Below are 20,120 nucleotides of genomic sequence, written 5' to 3' on the forward strand. Positions count from 1 at the left end.
ATCGGATGGAGAATCGACGCCATCTTTGCGCCCATCACGCGCGCGCCCCGCTCTACACTCGCATGGTCATTCACCCAAGCATGCAGAGCGTCACCATGTCCACCGTCGTCACCGCGAAACTGCAGGAGCAGTTCGACGCGGGCCTCGAAACCCGTGCCGATTTCACCATCGACCAGCCGCTCGAACGCTACGGCCAGGTCGATCACGCGGTATGGCAGCAGCTGTATGCGCGCCAGGCGGCGCTGCTGCGCGGGCGCGCATGCGACGCGTTCATCGGCGGGCTCGGGAAGATCCGCTTGCCGGCCGACCGCGTGCCGTCGTTCGCTGACGTGAACCGCCAGCTGAAGCCGGCCACCGGCTGGGAGATCGTCGCGGTGCCGGGCTTGGTGCCCGATCGCGTGTTCTTCGAGCATCTCGCGCACCGGCGCTTTCCGGTCACCTGGTGGATGCGCCGCCCCGACCAGCTCGACTATCTGCAGGAGCCCGACTGCTTCCACGACCTGTTCGGCCACGTGCCGCTGCTGATCGAGCCGGTGTTCGCCGACTACATGCAGGCCTACGGGCGTACCGCGCTCGCGGTCGCGGACGACGACGCGGCGCTCGCACGGCTCGCGCGTCTCTATTGGTATACGGTGGAGTTCGGGCTGATCCGCGATCCGCGCGGCACCAACGGGCTGTCGATCTACGGCGCGGGAATCGTGTCGAGCAAGGGCGAGAGCCTCTACAGCGTCGAGAGCGCGGCGCCGAACCGGCTCGGCTTCGACCTGGAGCGCGTGATGCGCACGAAGTACCGGATCGACACGTTCCAGAAGACCTACTTCGTGATCGACGACTTCGCGCAGCTGTTCGCGCTGGCCGACGTCGACGCGCGTGCGCTGGCCGAGCGGCTCGCCGCGCTGCCCGAGCTGTCCGCCGGCGCGGTGCTCGATACCGACGTCGTGCTTCAGCGCGGCACCGGCGAAGGCTGGCCCGACGACGACGACGCATGACGCATGAGGCATGATCCAGCCGCGGACGCCGGCAGCCTTCGGCGCCGGCCGCGATGCGCGCCGCCCAACTATGAAACAATGACCGGAGCCGGCTTTGCCGCGCGGCGTGTGCCGCGCGCGAGCGCCGCTACCGAACGAGGTGCAACATGATCCACAAGCTCACATCCGAAGAACGCAAGACGCGGCTCGAAGGCCTGCCGCACTGGACGGCCGTGCCGGGCCGCGACGCGATCCAGCGCAGCCTGCGCTTCGCCGATTTCAACGAGGCGTTCGGCTTCATGACGCGCGTCGCGATCAAGGCGCAGGAAATGAACCACCATCCGGAATGGTTCAACGTGTACAACCGCGTCGACGTGACGCTGTCGACCCACGACGCCGACGGGCTGACCGAGCGCGACATCGAACTCGCGCAATTCATCGACCGCGTGTGTGCGCACACGCTGCCGGCGGCCTGACACGTTGCGCGAGCCGCCGCGCCGGTTTTGCCGCGCGGCGCGTCAACTTTTCATTTCGCTGAACGTTTTCTAGGATGTATTGAGCGAAAGCCTTCAGCTTTCCAAGCCATCCTTAAGGCGCACGTAAGTCTCGAACGCATTCCGCGCCTTGGGGTCCAAACCTTCCAGTTGCAGCGCGCTTCCGCGCTGTACAATCAGCAGCGCATACGGCTTGGAGAGCGCGCTGGCCTCTTCGCAGAGTTTGAGTTCGTCGCCGCTGGATGGCGAGCGGGCGCGCCAGAAATTGATCGCGGCTTCGAGGTCGTGAATCGAAATATCGGACATGATTGAATTTGTTCGTTCGCTGGCCGCCATGCTTGATGTCAGGCGATGCGGCGCCCCTGTGGAAACGGCGTCGTGCTGTCCGCGTGCCTGAACCGCCAACCCATTGTACTTGAGCGAACTTCATGCGACTCCTTCTGATCGAAGACGACCGCCCCATCGCACGCGGTATCCAGAGCAGCCTCGAGCAGGCGGGCTTTACCGTCGACATGGTGCACGACGGCATCTTTGCCGAACAGGCGCTGGCACAAAACCGCCACGAACTCGTGATCCTCGACCTCGGCCTGCCGGGTATCGACGGGATGACGCTGCTCACCCGCTTTCGCCAGACCAATCGCCACACGCCGGTCATCGTGCTGACCGCGCGCGACGAACTGAACGACCGCATCCAGGGCCTGAACTCCGGCGCCGACGACTACATGCTCAAGCCGTTCGAGCCGGCCGAGCTCGAAGCGCGCATCCGCGCGGTGATGCGCCGCAGCGGCCCGCACAGCGACATGCCGCGGCCGGAAGTGTCGCTCGGCGGCGTCCGGCTGTCGGGCGTCGATCGCCGCATCTTCAACGACGACAAGCCGCTCGAGCTGTCGCCGCGCGAATTCGCGGTGCTCGAAATGCTGCTGCTGCGCCACGGCCGCGTGGTCAGCAAGGCGCAGCTGCAGGATCACCTCACGCATTTCGGCGGCGATCTCGGCGACACCGCGATCGAAGTCTACGTGCACCGCGTGCGCAAGAAGCTCGAGCAGTGCCGCGTCGAAATCGTCACGGTGCGCGGCTTCGGCTACCTGCTGCAGGAAATCCGCCAGACCGCCAGCGTCTGAGCGGCCGGGCGCGCCGGCCGGCCGCCTGCGGCCGGTGCGTCGCACCGCGCCGTTGCCAGTCGCCCGTCGCCGTCCGGTGCCCGACCGCGCCGCTCCCCGTGAGCGGCGCTCATCCATTTGCCCGTCGAAATGTCTGCTGATCCGGCCGTGACCTCCAGCCTGCGCCGCTCGCTGCTGCGGCGCCTCGCCGCGCCGCTGTCGATGCTCGCGCTGATGAGCGGCCTGATCGCCTACTGGCTCGCGTGGCAATACACGCAGCACGTGATCGACCGCTCGCTCGCCGATCTCGCCACCGCCATCTCGAAACAGATCCAGATCGCCGGTCCCGACGCGCCGTTCACCGTGCCGCCGCTCGCGCAGGCGATGTTCTCCGATCCGGCCGAAGCGCTGATCTACCGGATCAGCGACGGCGAACAGGAGCTCGCCGGCGATCCGAAGCTGCCGCTGCGCGGCATCAACGTGCGCCGCATGCATCACGCGTACGTGTTCGAGGCCGAGTACGACAATCGCGCGGTGCGCGTCGCCCAGGTACGCGTCGAAGACGTCGAGGGCGGCAAGCCGATGGTCGTCGAAGTGGCGCAGCCGGTGCGGCACCGCTACAGGATCGCCGCCGAATTCCTGGTCGCCATCATGATGCCGCTGCTGCTGTTGCTGCTCGCCGGCTGGGGCATCGTGTGGCGCGTCGTGAACCAGCAGCTCGGCCCGCTCACGCATCTCGCCGATTCGCTGAACCGGCAGACCCACACGTCGCTGGAGCCGGTCGACGAGACCGACGTGCCGCTCGAAATCCGGCCGCTCACGAGCGCGATGAATGCGCTGCTCGGCCGCCTGAAGACCGCGCTCGACGCGCAGCGCAAGTTCATCGCCGACGCCGCGCACCAGCTGCGCACGCCGCTCACCGCGGTGAAGCTGCATGCCGAGCAGGCGGCCGTCGCGCGCGATCCGCAGCAGACCTATACGGCCGTGCGCGAACTGCGCGCGGCTGCCGATCGCGCGGTGCGGCTGTCCAACCAGCTGCTGTCGCTCGCTCGCGCGGAGCCGGGCGAACAGGTTGCGCGTTTCGTCGACGTCGACCTCGCCGCGATGGCGTTCGAGACCGGCGCCGAGTGGGTGCCGCGCGCGCTCGCGTCGCACGTCGATCTCGGCTTCCAGCGCAGCGACGAGCCCGGCGACGACGAAACATTGAACGTGCGCGGCAATCCGGTGCTGCTGCGCGAAGTCATCGCGAACCTGCTCGACAATGCATTGAAGTACGTGCCGCTCGCGCGGCCGGACGGCGCGCGCATCACCGTGAACGTCGCGCGCGGTACGCTCGACGACGGCCTGCCGGCCGCGGAGATCGTCGTCGAGGACAACGGCCCCGGCGTGCCGGCGAATCAGCAGGCGGACCTGTTCAAGCGCTTCTTCCGCGGCGACGCGCAAAGCGGCAACGGCGTCGAGACGGGTGCGGGGCTGGGCCTCGCGATCGTGCACGACATCATCGCGATGCACGGCGGCACGGTGTCGTACGAGGATGCACCCGAAGGCGGCTCGCGCTTCGTGGTGCGGGTGCCGCTCGCCGAGCGAACCAGCAAGCCGGCGAGCGAAACGCCGGCGGCCGTGCCGACGCACTGAGCGGCGCGTAACGCGCGCATAACGCGCGCGTAGCGGATCTCGAGCGAACCCGGCGGAGCCATCGAGCCTGCCCGGCCGCGCAGCAACGCAGCAACAAGGCCCGCCGGCGCAACAGCCGCGCGAGCTCGCGCGGCGCGTCGATCACGTCTTCTTTTTCTTGTCCTTCGCGCCGGACTCGGCCTTGCCGTCCTTCTTGTCCTTCTTCTTTTTCTTCTTGCCGTCGTCGTCCGGCGTCGCGAGCAGCGTGCCGCGGCACGTCTCGGCGCCGCAATGGCACGCGTATTCGCGCTTGAGCTTCTTCGTCAGCTTCTCGTCGATCACGAGGCCGTAGTCGTAGAACAGCTCCTCTTCCGGCTCGATGTCGCGCAGCGCGTGGACGAACACGCGGCCCTTGATCTCCTCGGCCTCGCAGTTCGGCGCGCACGAGTGGTTGATCCAGCGCGCGCTGTTGCCGTTGACCTTGCCATCGATCACGCCGCCGTCTTCGAGTGCGAAGTAGAACGTATGGTTCGGGTCGTTCGGATCGTGCGGATGACGGCGCAGCGCTTCCTTCCACGAGATCCGCTCGCCCTTGTATTCCACTACGCGCTCGCCGGCCTTGATCGGCTCCACCGCGAACACGCCCTTGCCGTGTATTCCCGAGCGGCGCACCGCGATCCTGCGTGAACTCATCGAACGAATCCTTGTGAAGTCGACTTGAATGAAAGACGGCCGTGCTCACGGCCCTGCGTCGCGCCAAACGAAAACGCGGCACCGACGGTGCCGCGTCCGGGCATGCAGCGAATCATCCGCATGCTACACGTTCGAGATTGCTTCGTTCAACATCGCGCGACGTCGCGCGCACGACGTTCAGCGTCAGCGCTGGCCGAACGCGACGTCGCCGAACAACGCCTTGTGCTCGCGCGGTTGCGAACGCCAGTACTGCGGCGGCGCCGACACCTGCGCGCCGAGCTCGGCCGCCGCATGCCACGGCCAGCGCGGGTCGTACAGCATCGCGCGCGCCATCGCGACGAAATCCGCGTCGCCGGCCTCGATCAGCCGGTTCGCATGCGCGGGCTCGCTGATCAGGCCGACCGCAACCGTCGGCATCCCGACCGCGCGCTTCACGGCCTGCGCGAACGGCACCTGATAGCCCGGCGACAGCGGAATCTTCTGCAACGGCGACACCCCGCCGGACGACACGTCGATCCAGTCGCAGCCGCGCTGCTTCAGCGCATGCGCGAACGCGATCGTGTCGTCGAGCTCCCAGCCGCCTTCGACCCAGTCGGTCGCCGACACGCGCACGCCGACCGGCCGATCGTCGGGAAACGCCGCCCGCACGATGTCGAAGATCTCGAGCGGAAAGCGCATCCGGTTCTCGCGCGAGCCGCCGTACTCGTCGGTGCGCCGGTTCGCGAGCGGCGACAGGAACTGATGCAGCAGATAGCCGTGCGCCGCATGCACCTCGATCGCGTCGATGCCGAGCCGCGCCGCGCGTTTCGCCGCCGCCGCGAACGCGTCGCGAATCCGGTTCAGGCCGGCCGTATCGAGGGCCAGCGGCGGCGTCTCGCCGTCCTTGTGCGACACGGCCGACGGCGCATGCGGCAGCCATCCGCCGTCGGCCACCGAGACGAGCTGGCCGCCCTTCCACGGCACCTCGCTCGAGGCCTTGCGGCCGGCATGCGACAGCTGCATCGCGACGCGCACCGGCGAATGCTTGCGAATCGCCGCGAGCACCGGCGCGAGCGCGGCTTCGGTCGCGTCGTCCCACAGGCCGAGGTCGCCGGCGGTGATGCGGCCGTCGGGCTCGACCGCGGTCGCTTCGATGCAGAGCAGGCCCGCGCCGGACAGCGCGAGATGGCCGAGGTGAATCATGTGCCAGTCGGTCGCCTCGCCGCGTTCGGCCGAATACTGGCACATCGGGGAGATCACGATCCGGTTCGGAAGCGTCACGCCGCGTAGCGTGAACGGGGAAAACAACGCAGTCATGGAGGCCGCTCGCGTGCAGAGGAAAGAGCGGATCAGCGTAGCACGCACGTCGCGCGCATGCAGGCGGGCGGTTGGTCAGTAAGCGGATGGTCAGCTAGGGGGTTGCCGCAGATGTGGGAACAGCACTGCGCCGCATGCCGGCTCGCCGATCGCGCGGTGCCAGCGGTGCCGCGCGCGCGATCACACCCCGACGCTGTCGAGCCACTCCGAGAACATGCGTCGCGCGGCCGTCTCGAGCGCGGGGCCGTGCTGCGCGGTGTCGGCCCGCAGACGACACGCGTCGATGCCGGGCGTCGCCGCGATCTCGCCGGCATTGCCGATCAGCCAGGGCTCGAAGCGGTCGGTGCGGATTTCCGGATGGCATTGCAGCGCCAGCACATGCCGGCCCCATGCGAACGCCTGGTGGCGGCACGCCGGTGTCGATGCGAGATGGATGGCGCCGCCCGGCAGGTCGAACGTGTCGCCGTGCCAGTGCAGCATCGAGGTGGCCGCAGCGTCCAAATGACGCAGCGGCGAGGCGCGGCCCGCGTCGGTGAGCGCGAGCGGCGCCCAACCGAGTTCCTTCTCGGCGGCCGGATAGACGCGCGCGCCGAGCGCGCGGGCGATGAACTGTGCGCCGAGACAGATGCCGAGGATCGGCAGGCCCGCATCGATGCGCTGGCGCACCAGCGCCGCAAGCGGCGCGATCGACGGGTACTGCGCATCGTCGTACACGCTGAGCGGCCCGCCGAGCAGCACCAGCAGCGACGGCTGCAGCGCGTCGAGCACCTCGACGCGCGACGCGCCGACGTCCACGTAACGCACGCGGCGCCCGCGTTCGCCGAGCACCTGCTCGAAGCTGCCGAGATCCTCGAAATGCACGTGGCGGATCGCCACCACTTCGGCATGCATCATCGGCCTCCCGGTCGATCGGCGGACTTCAGCCGGCGAATACCTTCCAGGTCTTCTTCTGGGTCGCGACGTCGGCTTCTTCGTGCCCCGAGCAGTCGAGGCGCAGGTCGCTGTCGGTCATCGCCTGGTCGAACACGGCGCAGTGATGCACGGTCTTCTTCGACTGCTTGCCCGGCTGGAAGTGCGCGCACGTCAGGCACATGCGCTGCGGCGGCGTCGCACCGGCCACCTGCAGCTCGCGCAGCGTCTTCAGCAGCGCGCGGTAGAGCGCGCCCTGCTCGTCCGCGCCGAGCTTGCCGACCGCTTTCGACAGGAACTCCGGCCATTGCAGCGCCTTCTTCGCCGCGGTGCGGCCGCGGGCCGACAAACGCACCGCGAGCGCGCGGCCGTCGTCCAGTGCGCGACGCTTCTCGACGAGCCCCTTCGTCTCGAGCGTGCTCACCGCATCGCTGGTGGTCGCGGCCGTGAGCTGCGTCTCGCGTGCGATTTCGCCGAGGCGCATCGGCCCCTTGCGTTGCAGCAGCAGCACGAGGATCTCGCCCTGCGTCGGCGTGAGGCCTGCGCCCTCCGCCCAATCCCACGCCTGGCTCCGCATGGCCGTGCTCAATCGCAGCAAGCTGTGGGTCACACGTCCCGAAGCCTGATTCCCGTAAACGCCTTCGCTCATAGTCTTTTCGCTTTGCCGCCGCCCGGATGCCGAGCAGCCGTAGTGTGGAGATCCGATGTCTATCTCAAAATAAACGCCCACCGAGGAGCGTCAACACGGCCGTCGCGAGGCACACGCGGCGGTCGCATTCGCGGCGACCGGTGAGAGACCCGTCGTTCCGGTGTCCGCAGAGTCGCCATTCTAAGCGAGAGCGGAAAATCGTACAGCTAAGTTATCCACAGCATTCTGTGGGGAATACCTCGATAACCGTAACTTTTCGTTGTGCCGCCAATTGCCGCGGGTGGTGCGACAAAACGCGCAAACATTTTCGTGTCCGGATCGGACATTTGTCTGGCGATACCGGACGAAGGGGTTATCCAGTGCGCAGAGCGTTGACTTTGAAGCGGAATATCGGGTTATCCACAGATTTTGAGGAACACTGGGGACGCGACTGGCCCGAAATGGCGGCGAATACCGTTCAGTGAATCGCCGCGCGGTCGAGTCTGCAATCTGCAAAACATTTTTTCATTCGCGCCAGCGCAAACACTGCTGTCTGACCGTTTCGTTCAGCGACTTCTCCTGTTTGAAAACGGTTCTCAACCACGACGCGTCATTTACGCGCGCTTTCGCGAGCGCACCGATCTCGTCGAGGGCCGCGCGCGAGCCGAGCGCCGCCGCGTGTGGGGCGATCCGGTCGAGCGTGTCGAGGATGTCCTCCGCGATCGTGCGGCGCTCACCCGTCTGAGGATTCACGCAGGTCCCCTCGAGCCCGAAGCGGCACGCTTCGAAACGGTTGAACGTGTAGACGAGATAGTCGTCCTCCGACAGCTTCAGCGGCCGGTCGGTCAGCAGATAGCGCGCGAGCGTCTGGATGTAGCACGCGATCGCGGCCGCGCGGTCGACCGACAGCGGCGTGTCCATCACGCGCACCTCGATCGTTCCGTAGCCGGGCTTCGGCCGGATGTCCCAGTAGAAGTCCTTCATCGAGTTGACCACGCCCGTGTTGACCATCTTCGTGAAGTACTCCTCGAAGCTGTCCCAGGTCAGCACGAACGGCGCGCGGCCCGACAGCGGGAACGCGAACACCGAGTTCAGGCGCGCCGAATGGAAGCCGGTGTCGACGTTCTGCACGAACGGCGACGACGCCGACAGCGCAATGAAATGAGGAATGAAGCGCGACATCGAATGCAGCAGGAACAGCGCGCTGTCCGGGTCTGGGCAGCCAATGTGCACGTGCTGGCCGAACACGGTGAACTGCTTCGCGAGATAGCCGTACAGCTCCGAGATGTACTGGAAGCGCGGCGCGTCGTAGATCTGCCGGTCGCTCCACTGCTGGAACGCGTGCGTGCCGCCGCCGCAGAGCCCGACGTTCAGCTGGTCGGCCGCCTTCACGAGCACGTCGCGGATCGCGTGCAGCTCGGAGAGCGCCTGTTCGTGCGAATGACAGATGCCGGTCGACAGCTCGATCATGCTTTCGGTGATTTCCGGCGTGATGTTGCCCGGAAAGGTCTCGCCCTGGATCAGCCGCATCAGGTCGGACGCGGCCTTGGTCAGGTCGTAGTTGTGCGTGTTGACGACCTGGATCTCCAGCTCGACGCCGAAGGTGAACGGTTCGGAATTGACGAAGGTTTCGAGTGCCATGGCGGGTTCCGGAATCAGTTTCTGTCGCTGCGTTCGCTGACCGCCGACAGGCAGCGGTACACGACGAACGGGCTCACGAGCTGCAGGACCACGATCGTGCACATCACGATCGCGCGCAGGTGCGGGTCGAAATTCGGATACATCTGATAGGTGTCGTCGACGAGCAGGTACGACAGCGCGGACATCGGCGTGAGCGCGATGCCGAGCGCGACGCCCTGCTTCATCCCGAGCCCGCTCGGCTTCGCGAACGCGACCACACCCGCCAGCTTGGCGACGAGCCGCGTGACGATCAGCACGATCGCGAGCAGCCCGCCGAGCGCGATGTCGCCCCACGTGAACGACGTGAGCGTCAGCACGAACAGCACCACCGTGAGCAGCCAGCCGGCCGTGCCGAAGTGCTCGGGCCACAGCTGCGGACGCGCTTCGAGGTTCTTCACGATGATGCCGGCGAGCAGCAGCGTGAGCAGCGTCGACAGCTTCAATGCCTGGGCGACCGCGATCGCCAGCATCACGAGCCCGAACAGCGCGACGAACGAGTGCTCGTCGCGCATCGTCGAGGTCATGTGGCGGAACAGGTAATTGCATGCGCGCGCAACGAGATAGGCGACGATGAACGAACCGGCGATCAGATACACCGGTTGCAGGATCGTCGCGAACACGTTGCCGTACGCTTCCTGATGGAGCCAGCTCGTCACGAGCTTGGTCAGCACGATCGCATACACGCTGTTCAGCGCGGTCAACGTGATGAGCCGCTGCGACACCTGCCCTTCCGCGCGCAGTTCGGTCTTCAGCTGGATCACCATCGACGGCGAGGTCGCGATCGCGATCGCCGACAGCACCAGCGCGACCATGCCCGACACGCCGAGCGCGAGCATCACGAACAGCACGAGCACGAAGGTCAGCGTCGCTTCGGCGAGGCTCGACGCAATCAGCCACGGATTGCGGCGAATCCACTTCAGGTCGAGCCGGCTGCCGAGCTCGAACAGCAGCAGGCCGAGCGCGACGTCGATCAGCAGACGCGAGGTTTCGTCGGTACTCGCGTCGATCACGCCGAATCCGAGCGACCCGGCGATCAGACCGATCACCGCATAGCCGGTGATGCGCGGCAGCCGCCAGGCGCGATAGCACAGCTCGCCACACAGACCGGCCGCAAACAACGCGAGACCGGCCCAGAACACGGCATCCGGCGCGAGCGGCCAGTTGGGCAGAAATGAGAACGCCGACTTCATCGTGGTGACTTCTCCTTTGGAAGCAATCGCCAGCGGCGCGGGGTCAAGCGTCAGAAATGAGATGCACGCCGGCTGGGTATCGCCCCGAATGTGATTGTTGTGGTCGACGACGGCGGGACATGGGATCCGCCTCTTCCGCCATCCGGCGGAGTGTCGTACAGGCTGCCGATCTGGATTGTCGGCCTGGTGTGTGAACGGACTGCGCAGTCTCGAAGATTCAGATTCGAAATCGTGCCGACCGTTCCATTGATGCATGTCCGGCGCAGGGCCGGACGAACGCGAAGGAAACCGATTGTGCCACAGCTTTTTCGTTCCGGAACCCGCCCGATCGACTCGCGGCGCTGTGAGGCGCCACAGGTCTTTGGTTTCAACTGTTTACTCGTATACATACGTAGTAGAAGTTAACAAGGCACGCACAGTTCTGTGGATAACGCAGGTTTGTGTAGAAAGATCAAGGCATTGGCGTGCGCGTAACCCGTTGCACACGTTGTTTGCTCACAGCGGTTCGAGTTGAGCAACTTTCGGGCCGCATCGCGGCTGTGCGAGTTACCCAGTTTACGTCCACTGTGATTGCACACGGACTGCGTACGGATTCCGCGCAGTTATCCACAGCGGTGCGTGGATAAGTTTGCGCGGGCGAATCGCGGGACTGTGAGGCATGGGCCGGCCAGGTCAGCCGAGTTTGCGCCCGCGCAGGGCGCGGATCAGGAACCGGGCGGGGTCGACGGCATCGACGAGCTCGCGCTCGAGCGGCAACGGCTCGCCTTCGAGTTGCGACGCGATCAGCTCGGCACCGAGCGACGCCCACACGAGGCCGCGCGAACCGAAGCCGAACGCGCCGTACAGGCCGGCGGTGCGCGGCAGGTCGCGCGCTTTCGCACCGCTCAGCGCCCGCGCGTTGGCAACGGCCTGCGCTTCGTCCGCGAGCGGGCCGATCAGCGGCACGCGATCGGCGACGACCCAGCGAAACGCGACGCGCCCGCGCAACGTATCGACGTCCGGCACGTCGCCGACGAGGCCCGGCAGCAGATGCCGGATGCGCGCGAGGTTTTCGAGGTGGCCGGCGTCGCGAATCTCAGGATCGACGTCGTCCGGTTCGAAGGTCGCGCCGATCAGCAGCGTGCCGTCGTCGAGCGGCACCGCGTAGCCGTCGCCGATCGCGGGGCACGGCAGCGGCGCCGTCGTGCCGGGCGGCAGCAGCGTCAACTGGCCGCGCACCGGCTGTAGCGCGACATGCCGCAGGCCCGCGAGCCGCACCGCGTCGCCGGCATTCGCGAGCACGACGACCGGCGCTTCGGCGATCGTCGCGCCGTCGGCGCCGATCGCGCGCCACGTGTCGCCGTCGCGTTCGAGCCGCGCGACCTCGGTGCCGGTGCGCAGCGTCACGCGCTCGCCGGCCGCGGCGACCTGGGCGGCACAGAGTCCGGCCGGCCATACGGCGCCGCCGTGCGGAAACAGCAGGCCGCCGTGCGCGACCGGCAGATTCAGATGCGCGCGCGCGGCGTCGGCATCGAGCAGCGTGACATGGTCGGCCGGTGCGCCGAGCGCGTCGAACGCATCGCGCATTCGCACGAAGTCGTCGGCCGATTCCGCGAGATGGATCATCCCGCGCGTGCTGCGCGCGAACGTGTGGCCCGCATGCTCGAGCGCGCGCCAGCGCGCGAGCGCATGCAGGAAACCGCTGCGCGTGAGGCGGCTCGCGACGTTGTCGTCGCGCGTCATCAGCGGATGGAACACGCCGGCCGGATTGCCCGATGCCTCGCTCGCGATCTGCGCGTGTCGCTCGATCAGCGTGACGTGCCAGCCGCGCGCGGCGAGCCGCTCGACGAGCGCACATCCGGCGAGGCCCGCGCCGATCACGATCGCCTCGCGCACGGCCACCGGCAACGCGCGCGGCGGCTCGTGCCGGCGCATCCGCCACCGCGGCGCGTATTCGCCGACCAGCATCGCAAACTTGCCGGCCAAACCCGGCATCTTGCGATAGGCGAAGCCCGCTTCGACGAGCGCCTGCTTCACGACGCCTGCGCTCGAATACGTCGCGAACGTCGCGTCGTCGGCTGCGACGCGCGCGAGCGCGCGGAACACGTCGGCCGACCAGAGGTCCGCGTTCTTCGCCGGTGCGAAGCCGTCCAGATAGAACGCGTCCGCGCGTGCGACGAGCTTCGGCAGCAGCTCGCGCGCATCGCCGAGCGCGAGCGTGAGCACGACGCGTCCACCTTCGAATTCGATCCGATGAAAACCGGGCACGGCCGGCGGCCACGCATCGGCAAGCAACGTGGCCTGCTCCGACAAAGTTGTGCCCGCAACGATGTGGGAAAGCGCGCGGCGCAGGTCGTCGCGCGTGAACGGATGCTTCTCGAACGACACGAAATGCAGCCGCTCGCAGCGCGCGGGGTCGTCGCGCCACGCGGCCCAGGTCGCGAGGAAGTTGGTGCCGGTGCCGAACCCCGTCTCGACGATCGTGAACGTGCGGCTGCCCTGCCAGCGTGCGGGCAGCCGGTTGCCGGCGATGAACACGTAGTTCGCCTGCGCGAACGCACCGGCGACGTTGTAATAGATGTCGCCGTACTCGGGCGAGATGAGGGTGCCGTCGTCGCGAAACGCGAGCGTGGCCGGGACGAGTCGGTCGGGCATGCGAAACAAAAAACGTGGCGGCCAAGCCTGGCAAGGGATTGCGCGGACGCCCGGCGCGCCGCGTTGGCAAAAACCAACGAGCTGGCGCGCGCGTGGAGCGAGCTGCGTATCCTCTGCGCTTGGCGCAGGTCAAAAAATGGGCAATCGACGATTCATTCGGCGAAATACCGATGAAAATCTTTGAAACCCTTGTCGTTATTGGGTTTGCGCTGCGCTATCATAGCAACGCCGTACCGCGGGGTGGCCGCCGGCAAGCCGGACGGCGCGTCGCGCGGGCCAGGATTCGGCGCTGTGTCGTCGGAGTCTGTCTCTCGACGGCACGGTTCGCGCACGTATAATCGGCGCGTTCGCGCTGTTCGTGTCAAACCTAACCTGAAAAAGGAACCTTAATGAACAAACAGGAACTGATCGACGCCGTCGCCGCCCAAACGGGCGCCAGCAAGGCTCAAACCGGCGAAACGCTGGACACGCTGCTCGAAGTCATCAAGAAAGCCGTGTCGAAGGGCGATGCGGTTCAGCTGATCGGCTTCGGCAGCTTCGGTTCGGGCAAGCGCGCAGCACGTACGGGCCGCAACCCGAAGACGGGCGAAACCATCAAGATCCCGGCAGCCAAGACGGTCAAGTTCACGGCTGGCAAGGCGTTCAAGGACGCCGTCAACAAGCGTTAATACCGCGCTCGTTCCAGAAAAAAACCCGCCGGAAGGCGGGTTTTTTGTTTGGCGCGCGCGGCATTTTCACCACAGTGTGCGCCGCGCTTGCAAGATTTAACGTTGTGTCGGCCGCTTGCCAGCAGCGTGTTTACCGCGTGTTACGCATGCACGATCTGCCCGTCGGGATCGTCGTCATCATGCTCGTCGACGTCCCACGCCGGGAACGGATCGTCGAATGCGGCCCATTGTTCGGCGCCCAGCGCGAATTCCGCATCGGTGAGCAGGCACGCGTCGAGTTTCGCGCGCCAGGCATCGGCGTCGAGCCCGATGCCGATCAGCACGAGCTCCTGACGGCGATCGCCGATCGAGCGATCGTCGAGATCGCCCTGCCACTCCGTGCGAATTTCGGCGAGCAATTCGTCGTCTTCCGGCCATTCCGCGCGATCCTGCGCGGCCCACCAGAGGCCGGCCGGCCCGTGTCGGCACACGCCGCCCGCCTGCGACAGCGAGCCCGCGATGTCGTTGCGCGTCGCGAGCCAGAAGAAGCCCTTGCTGCGCAGCACGCCCGGCCATTCCTGATGCAGCAGCGCCCAGAGTCGCGCCGGATGAAACGGCCGGCGTGCGCGGTAAACGAAATTGCCGATGCCGAATTCGTCCGCTTCGCCGTGCACGTGCGCATGATGCGGATCGTGGCAGTCCGGATCGTCGCACTGCGTATGATCGTGATCGAGCGACGCGAGCCATCCCGGCGCATTCGCGGCCTCGTCGAAATCGAAGCGGCCGGTGTTCAGCACTTCGTCGAGCGGCACGTTGCCGAACGTCGAGACGACCTGATGCGCGCGCGGGTTCAGCCGCGCGAGGATGTGCTGCAGGCGCGCGAGTTCGTCCGCGCCCACCAGATCGGCCTTGTTGATCACCAGCACGTCGCAGAATTCGATCTGCTCGATCAGCAATTCGACGAGCGTGCGATCGTCTTCGTCGGAAGCGGCGATTCCGCGCGTCGCGAGCGCATCGTCGGAACCGTAGTCGCGCAGGAAGTTGTACGCATCGACGACCGTCACGAGCGTGTCGAGCCGCGCGACGCTCGACAGCGAGGCGCCGTCGTCGTCGACGAACGTGAAGGTTTCGGCGATCGGCATCGGCTCGGCGATGCCGGTCGATTCGATCACGATCGCATCGAAGCGGCCGTCGGCGGCGAGATTGCGGATCTCGACGAGCAGATCGTCGCGCAGCGTGCAGCAGATGCAGCCGTTCGACATCTCGACGAGCCGTTCCTCGACGTGCGACAGCGCCTGCGCATCGCGCACGAGCGACGCGTCGATGTTGACCGCCGCGAGGTCGTTGACGATCACCGCGACCTTCAGGCCCGCGCGGTTCGCGAGGATGTGATTGAGCAGCGTGGTCTTGCCGGCGCCGAGGAAACCGGACAGCACGGTGACGGGCAACGGCTGGTTCATTGCCGGATTCATAACGATTTGCACCAACGGAAAGGATGAAAAAGCGGCCGCGGCGCCCTTGCGGGGCGCGATCGGCCCGCGGGGCCGGTCGACATGGCGGCGTGAGTCCGCATTGTGCATCAAACGCGCGCCGGCCGAGCGGCTGCGCGCCGCGGCGTCACTGCTGCGGCAGCAGCTTCCACTGCGACAGGATGCCGGCGATCTGCCGCGCATACTTGTCGCGCAGCGACGGCGTTTCCGAATGATAGGCGCCCACCGCCTGCCAGCTGTTGCCGTAGCGATTCATCTTCTGGCGCAGATGCCACGCGGCGATGTAGACGTTCTTGCACGGCTCCATCAGCGTGTCGCGGCCGATGCCGTAACGCGACAGCGTCTGCAGATGGATCGAGTTGATCTGCATGAGCCCGTAGTCGACGGAGCCGTTCGTATTCTTGTTCAGCGCGTCGGGCCGGTTGTGCGACTCCTGCCACGCGATCGCGCGCAGGATCAGCGGATTGACCTTCTGATACCGGGCGGCTTCGTCGAAACAATCGGCGCGAGCGTTGCCGCAGGCGAACCCTGCGCCGGCGGCGATCAGCGCGATCGAAGCGAACCGTCTGTTCATAGTGCGCAAGCGGTGACGAATAGGTGAAATGCTCGGGAAAACCCGTGTCTGTTCGGCGTACGACTGGAAACGCGTCGCCCGTATCATACCGACAGACCGTCACGTGGCGACATCCGACGGACGGCAGACCGTTTATACCGCATTTCCGTGTCGATCTCGATAGCGCGACAAGGCGATGGCGGCCGGAATCTCGCAGTGATGCCGAAAATATTACATTCTGCATACATTGCGCCAGCAAGATGTCGTATGTGAGACAGTCTTCGGATCAATGTGATATTTCGGACATGAAAAACTGCTAATGTCGCGCCTTTAGGACTTGGATCCCAGCACTACCGCCGGAAGTGGCCTGAGCCGGCATCGACCCATTCATCCATGACAAGAACTCGCTTCGCTATGCGGCGCATCGCCACGACCCTGGTGGTCGCCGGCATCATCGTCTCCCAGGCCGCCTACGCTCAGGTCACGCTCAACTTCGTGAATGCGGACATCGACCAGGTCGCGAAGGCGATCGGCGCCGCGACCGGCAAGACCATCATCGTCGATCCCCGCGTGAAGGGGCAGCTCAATCTCGTGGCCGAGCGGCCGGTGCCGGAGGAGCAGGCGCTGAAGACGCTGCAGTCGGCGCTGCGCATGCAGGGCTTCGCGCTGGTGCAGGACCACGGCGTGCTGAAGGTCGTGCCGGAGGCCGATGCGAAGCTGCAAGGCGTGCCGACCTATGTCGGCAACACGCCGCAAGCGCGCGGCGATCAGGTGATCACGCAGGTGTTCGAGCTGCACAACGAATCGGCCAACAACCTGCTGCCGGTGCTGCGCCCGCTGATTTCGCCGAACAACACGGTCACCGCGTACCCGGCGAACAACACGATCGTCGTGACCGACTATGCGGACAACGTGCGCCGCATCGCGCAGATCATCGCCGGCGTCGACAGCGCCGCGGGCGCGCAGGTGCAGGTCGTGCCGCTGCGCAACGCGAACGCGATCGACCTGGCCGCGCAACTGCAGAAGATGCTCGACCCCGGTGCGATCGGCAACAGCGACGCGACGCTGAAGGTGTCGGTCACCGCCGATCCGCGCACCAACTCGCTGCTGCTGCGCGCGTCGAGCGCGTCGCGCCTCGCGGCGGCGAAGCGCCTCGTGCAGCAGCTCGATGCGCCGAGCGCGGTGCCGGGCAACATGCACGTGGTTCCGCTGCGCAACGCGGACGCGGTGAAGCTCGCGAAGACGCTGCGCGGGATGCTCGGCAAGGGCGGCAACGACGGCGGCTCGTCGGCGTCGTCGAACGATGCGAACAGCTTCAACCAGAATGGCGGCTCGTCGTCGAGCGGCAACTTCTCGACCGGCACGTCGGGCACCCCGCCGCTGCCGTCGGGCGGCCTCGGCGGTTCGTCTTCGTCGTATGGCAATGGCGCTTCGGGCAGCGGCAGCCTGGGCAATGCCGGCTTGCTCGGCGGCGACAAGGACAAGAGCGGCGACGACAACCAGCCCGGCGGGATGATCCAGGCCGACGCGGCGACCAACTCGCTGATCATCACCGCATCCGATCCGGTCTACCGGAACCTGCGCTCGGTGATCGACCAGCTCGACCGGCGCCGCGCGCAGGTCTACATCGAGGCGCTGATCGTCGAGCTGAACTCGACGACGGCTGGCCAGCTCGGGATCCAGTGGCAGGTCGCGAGCGGCGCGCTGCTCGCCGGCACGAACCTCGCGGCCACCGCCGGCACCGTGGCCGGCAACAGCATCATCAACCTGACGACGGGCACCGCGGGCAGCACCGCGATCGGGCTGCCGGGCAACCTCTCGAATCTGAACCAGGGCCTCAACATTGGCTGGCTGCACAACATGTTCGGCGTGCAGGGGCTCGGCGCACTGCTGCAGTACTTCGCGGGCGTGAGCGACGCGAACGTGCTGTCGACGCCGAACCTGATCACGCTCGACAACGAGGAGGCGAAGATCGTCGTTGGCGAGAACGTGCCGATTCCGACCGGTTCGTATTCGAACCTGACGAGCGGCACGACGAGCAACGCGTTCAACACCTACGATCGCCGCGACGTCGGCCTCACGCTGCACGTGAAGCCGCAGATCACCGACGGCGGGATCCTGAAGCTGCAGTTGTATACCGAGGATTCCGCGGTCGACACCGCGACGTCGAATTCGCAGACGGGCCCGTCGTTCACGAAGCGTTCGATTCAGTCGACGATCCTCGCCGACAACGGCGAAGTCATCGTGCTCGGCGGCCTGATGCAGGACGCATACAACGTGTCCAACAGCAAGGTGCCGCTGCTGGGCGACATCCCGTGGATCGGCCAGCTGTTCCGCTCCGAAAGCAAGCAGCGCAAGAAGACCAACCTGATGGTGTTCCTGCGGCCGGTGATCATTAGCGATCGCAACGTCGCGCAGGAAGTCACCGCGAACCGCTACGACTACATCCAGGGCGTGACGGGCGCGTACAAGTCGGATAACAACGTGATCCGCGACAAGGACGATCCGGTCGTCCCACCGATGCCGCTCGGCCCGAGCCAGGGCGGCACGCCGGCCGGCAACCTGTTCGATCTCGACAAGATGCGGCGCCAGCAGATGCAGCGTCAGGTCGCGCCGGTGCCGGCCCAGCCGCTGCCGGAGCAGACGCCCGTACAGCCGCAAAGCGTGCCGCAGCAGACGGTGCCGCAGCAACCGTTGAGCGCCACGCCGGGAGCCTCGCAGTGAGCGACGTGCTCGCGTCCGCGCCCCAGGACGGCGCGCCGGGCGAACGGCAGCCGCCGTCGCCGCTCGCCGCCCGCCTGCTGCCGTACGGCTTCGCGAAGAGCGGCCAGGTGCTGATCGCGCACCAGCTCGACGATACGCTCGAGGTGTGGATCAGCGAACGCACGAGCGACGCGGCGCTCGCCGAGATCGCCCGCAACTTCGGTTCGATCGTCGTGCAGCGCGTGCCGGCCGACGAGCTCGCGCAGGCGATCAACCACGCGTACGCGCGCCAGGACGGCAGCGCCGCGCAGATCGTCGGCGAGGTCGAAGGCGAAGTCGACCTGTCGCGGCTGATGCAGGACATCCCCGAAGTCGAGGATCTGCTCGAATCGGAAGACGACGCGCCGATCATCCGCATGATCAACGCGCTGCTCACGCAGGCCGCGCGCGAGCAGGCGTCGGACATCCACATCGAGCCGTTCGAGAATGCGTCGGTCGTGCGGTTTCGCGTCGACGGCACGCTGCGCGACGTCGTGCGCCCGAAGAAGGCGCTGCACGGCGCGCTGATCTCGCGGATCAAGATCATGGCGCAGCTCGACATCGCCGAAAAGCGCCTGCCGCAGGACGGCCGCATCACGCTGCGCGTCGGCGGCCGCCCGGTGGACGTGCGCGTGTCGACGCTGCCGACCGGGCACGGCGAGCGCGCGGTGCTGCGTCTGCTGGAAAAGGACGCGCAGCGCCTGAACCTCGAAGCGCTCGGGATGGGCCGCGACACGCTCGTCCAGTTCGACAAGCTGATCGCCCGCCCGCACGGGATCGTGCTGGTGACGGGGCCGACCGGCTCCGGCAAGACGACGACGCTGTACGCGTCGATGTCGCGGCTCGAAACGGCGACGACCAACATCATGACGGTCGAGGATCCGATCGAATACGACCTGTCCGGCATCGGCCAGACGCAGGTCAACGAGCGGATCGGGATGACGTTCGCCCGCGCGCTGCGCTCGATCCTGCGCCAGGATCCGGACGTCATCATGATCGGCGAAATCCGCGACCTCGAAACCGCGCAGATCGCGGTGCAGGCGTCGCTCACGGGCCACCTGGTGCTGGCGACGCTGCATACGAACGACGCCGCGTCGGCCGTCACGCGGCTGACCGACATGGGCGTCGAGCCGTACCTGCTCGCGTCGTCGCTGCTCGGCGTGCTCGCGCAGCGGCTGGTGCGCCAGCTGTGTCCGGTCTGCAAGGAAGAGCGGCACGAGGACGGCCGCAGCGTGTGGCATCCGGTCGGCTGCGACAAGTGCGGCCATTCGGGCTACACGGGCCGGCGCGGCGTGTACGAACTGCTGGTGGTCGACGATGCGATCCGCTCGCTGATCCATCGCAACGCGGCCGACGCGGAGATCCTCGCCACCGGCCGCGCGCAAGGCATGCGCACGCTGCGCGACGATGCCGAGCGCTGGCTCGCGGCCGGCGCGACGTCGCTCGAGGAAGTGCTGCGCGTGACGGGAGGCGCATAGCGCG

General features: G+C 66.8%; 17 protein-coding genes. 7 read left to right on the forward strand and 10 right to left on the reverse strand.

Annotation, left to right across the window (positions count from 1 at the left end; translation table 11 throughout):
- The first annotated feature begins 62 nt into the window (after positions 1-62).
- Positions 63-989, forward strand: a complete 927-nt coding sequence (gene phhA / locus AK36_RS13320; protein ID WP_174479785.1) for a phenylalanine 4-monooxygenase — start codon at positions 63-65, stop codon at positions 987-989.
- A gap of 146 nt (positions 990-1,135) precedes the next feature.
- Positions 1,136-1,444 carry a 4a-hydroxytetrahydrobiopterin dehydratase gene (locus AK36_RS13325; RefSeq protein WP_011882790.1) on the forward strand — a complete coding sequence of 103 codons (309 nt, stop codon included), beginning with the start codon at positions 1,136-1,138 and terminating at the stop codon, positions 1,442-1,444.
- Positions 1,445-1,537: 93 nt separating this feature from the next.
- On the opposite strand, the gene AK36_RS13330 is transcribed toward AK36_RS13325, so the two are convergent.
- The gene (locus AK36_RS13330; protein WP_014722154.1) at positions 1,538-1,768 is read right to left on the reverse strand and encodes a DUF3717 domain-containing protein; all 231 of its coding nucleotides are present in this window, start codon (positions 1,766-1,768) and stop codon (positions 1,538-1,540) included.
- 122 nt (positions 1,769-1,890) lie between these two features.
- Here AK36_RS13330 and AK36_RS13335 point away from each other — a divergent pair, with 122 nt between their 5' ends.
- Together AK36_RS13335 and AK36_RS13340 are read left to right on the forward strand one after the other, a co-directional pair.
- Positions 1,891-2,583: a response regulator gene (locus AK36_RS13335; protein WP_006401494.1), complete on the forward strand. Its 693-nt coding sequence runs from the start codon at positions 1,891-1,893 to the stop codon at positions 2,581-2,583.
- A 129-nt stretch (positions 2,584-2,712) separates the two neighbouring features.
- A complete protein-coding gene (locus AK36_RS13340; protein ID WP_011882788.1) occupies positions 2,713-4,197 on the forward strand; it encodes a sensor histidine kinase in 1,485 nt (494 codons plus the stop codon).
- Positions 4,198-4,338: 141 nt separating this feature from the next.
- On the opposite strand, the gene AK36_RS13345 is transcribed toward AK36_RS13340, so the two are convergent.
- From AK36_RS13345 to mnmC, 7 genes are all read right to left on the reverse strand, one after another.
- On the reverse strand, positions 4,339-4,869 hold the full coding sequence (locus AK36_RS13345; protein ID WP_045578643.1) for an SET domain-containing protein: 531 nt from the start codon (positions 4,867-4,869) through the stop codon (positions 4,339-4,341).
- A 183-nt stretch (positions 4,870-5,052) separates the two neighbouring features.
- Positions 5,053-6,165, reverse strand: coding sequence for an NADH:flavin oxidoreductase/NADH oxidase (locus AK36_RS13350; protein ID WP_011882786.1), 1,113 nt, complete (start codon positions 6,163-6,165; stop codon positions 5,053-5,055).
- A 180-nt stretch (positions 6,166-6,345) separates the two neighbouring features.
- Positions 6,346-7,056 (reverse strand): glutamine amidotransferase, encoded by a 711-nt coding sequence (locus AK36_RS13355; RefSeq protein ID WP_045579423.1) that lies wholly within the window; start codon positions 7,054-7,056, stop codon positions 6,346-6,348.
- A gap of 28 nt (positions 7,057-7,084) precedes the next feature.
- On the reverse strand, positions 7,085-7,723 hold the full coding sequence (locus AK36_RS13360; RefSeq protein WP_011882784.1) for a MarR family winged helix-turn-helix transcriptional regulator: 639 nt from the start codon (positions 7,721-7,723) through the stop codon (positions 7,085-7,087).
- 504 nt (positions 7,724-8,227) lie between these two features.
- On the reverse strand, positions 8,228-9,343 hold the full coding sequence (locus AK36_RS13365) for a YbdK family carboxylate-amine ligase (protein ID WP_011882782.1): 1,116 nt from the start codon (positions 9,341-9,343) through the stop codon (positions 8,228-8,230).
- Between the two features lie 14 nt (positions 9,344-9,357).
- The gene (locus tag AK36_RS13370) at positions 9,358-10,572 is read right to left on the reverse strand and encodes a cation:proton antiporter (protein WP_011882781.1); all 1,215 of its coding nucleotides are present in this window, start codon (positions 10,570-10,572) and stop codon (positions 9,358-9,360) included.
- Positions 10,573-11,244: 672 nt separating this feature from the next.
- Entirely contained in the window at positions 11,245-13,206 is a 1,962-nt protein-coding gene (gene mnmC / locus AK36_RS13375; RefSeq protein WP_011882779.1) for a bifunctional tRNA (5-methylaminomethyl-2-thiouridine)(34)-methyltransferase MnmC2/FAD-dependent 5-carboxymethylaminomethyl-2-thiouridine(34) oxidoreductase MnmC1, read from the reverse strand.
- 389 nt (positions 13,207-13,595) lie between these two features.
- Between mnmC and AK36_RS13380 the strand changes: the two genes are divergently transcribed.
- Positions 13,596-13,874 carry an HU family DNA-binding protein gene (locus tag AK36_RS13380; RefSeq protein WP_006401505.1) on the forward strand — a complete coding sequence of 93 codons (279 nt, stop codon included), beginning with the start codon at positions 13,596-13,598 and terminating at the stop codon, positions 13,872-13,874.
- A 140-nt stretch (positions 13,875-14,014) separates the two neighbouring features.
- Here AK36_RS13380 and AK36_RS13385 read toward each other — a convergent pair whose 3' ends face one another.
- Entirely contained in the window at positions 14,015-15,325 is a 1,311-nt protein-coding gene (locus AK36_RS13385; RefSeq protein WP_011882778.1) for a GTP-binding protein, read from the reverse strand.
- 145 nt (positions 15,326-15,470) lie between these two features.
- The gene (locus AK36_RS13390; protein WP_014722145.1) at positions 15,471-15,917 is read right to left on the reverse strand and encodes a lytic transglycosylase domain-containing protein; all 447 of its coding nucleotides are present in this window, start codon (positions 15,915-15,917) and stop codon (positions 15,471-15,473) included.
- Between the two features lie 393 nt (positions 15,918-16,310).
- Between AK36_RS13390 and gspD the strand changes: the two genes are divergently transcribed.
- On the forward strand, positions 16,311-18,620 hold the full coding sequence (gene gspD, locus AK36_RS13395; RefSeq protein WP_045578644.1) for a type II secretion system secretin GspD: 2,310 nt from the start codon (positions 16,311-16,313) through the stop codon (positions 18,618-18,620).
- The gene (gene gspE, locus AK36_RS13400; RefSeq protein ID WP_011882775.1) at positions 18,617-20,116 is read left to right on the forward strand and encodes a type II secretion system ATPase GspE; all 1,500 of its coding nucleotides are present in this window, start codon (positions 18,617-18,619) and stop codon (positions 20,114-20,116) included. The genes gspD and gspE overlap by 4 nt, the downstream gene beginning before the upstream one ends.
- Positions 20,117-20,120: the final 4 nt, after the last annotated feature.

The organism is Burkholderia vietnamiensis LMG 10929 (assembly GCF_000959445.1).
Classification (GTDB): Bacteria; Pseudomonadota; Gammaproteobacteria; order Burkholderiales; family Burkholderiaceae; genus Burkholderia; species Burkholderia vietnamiensis.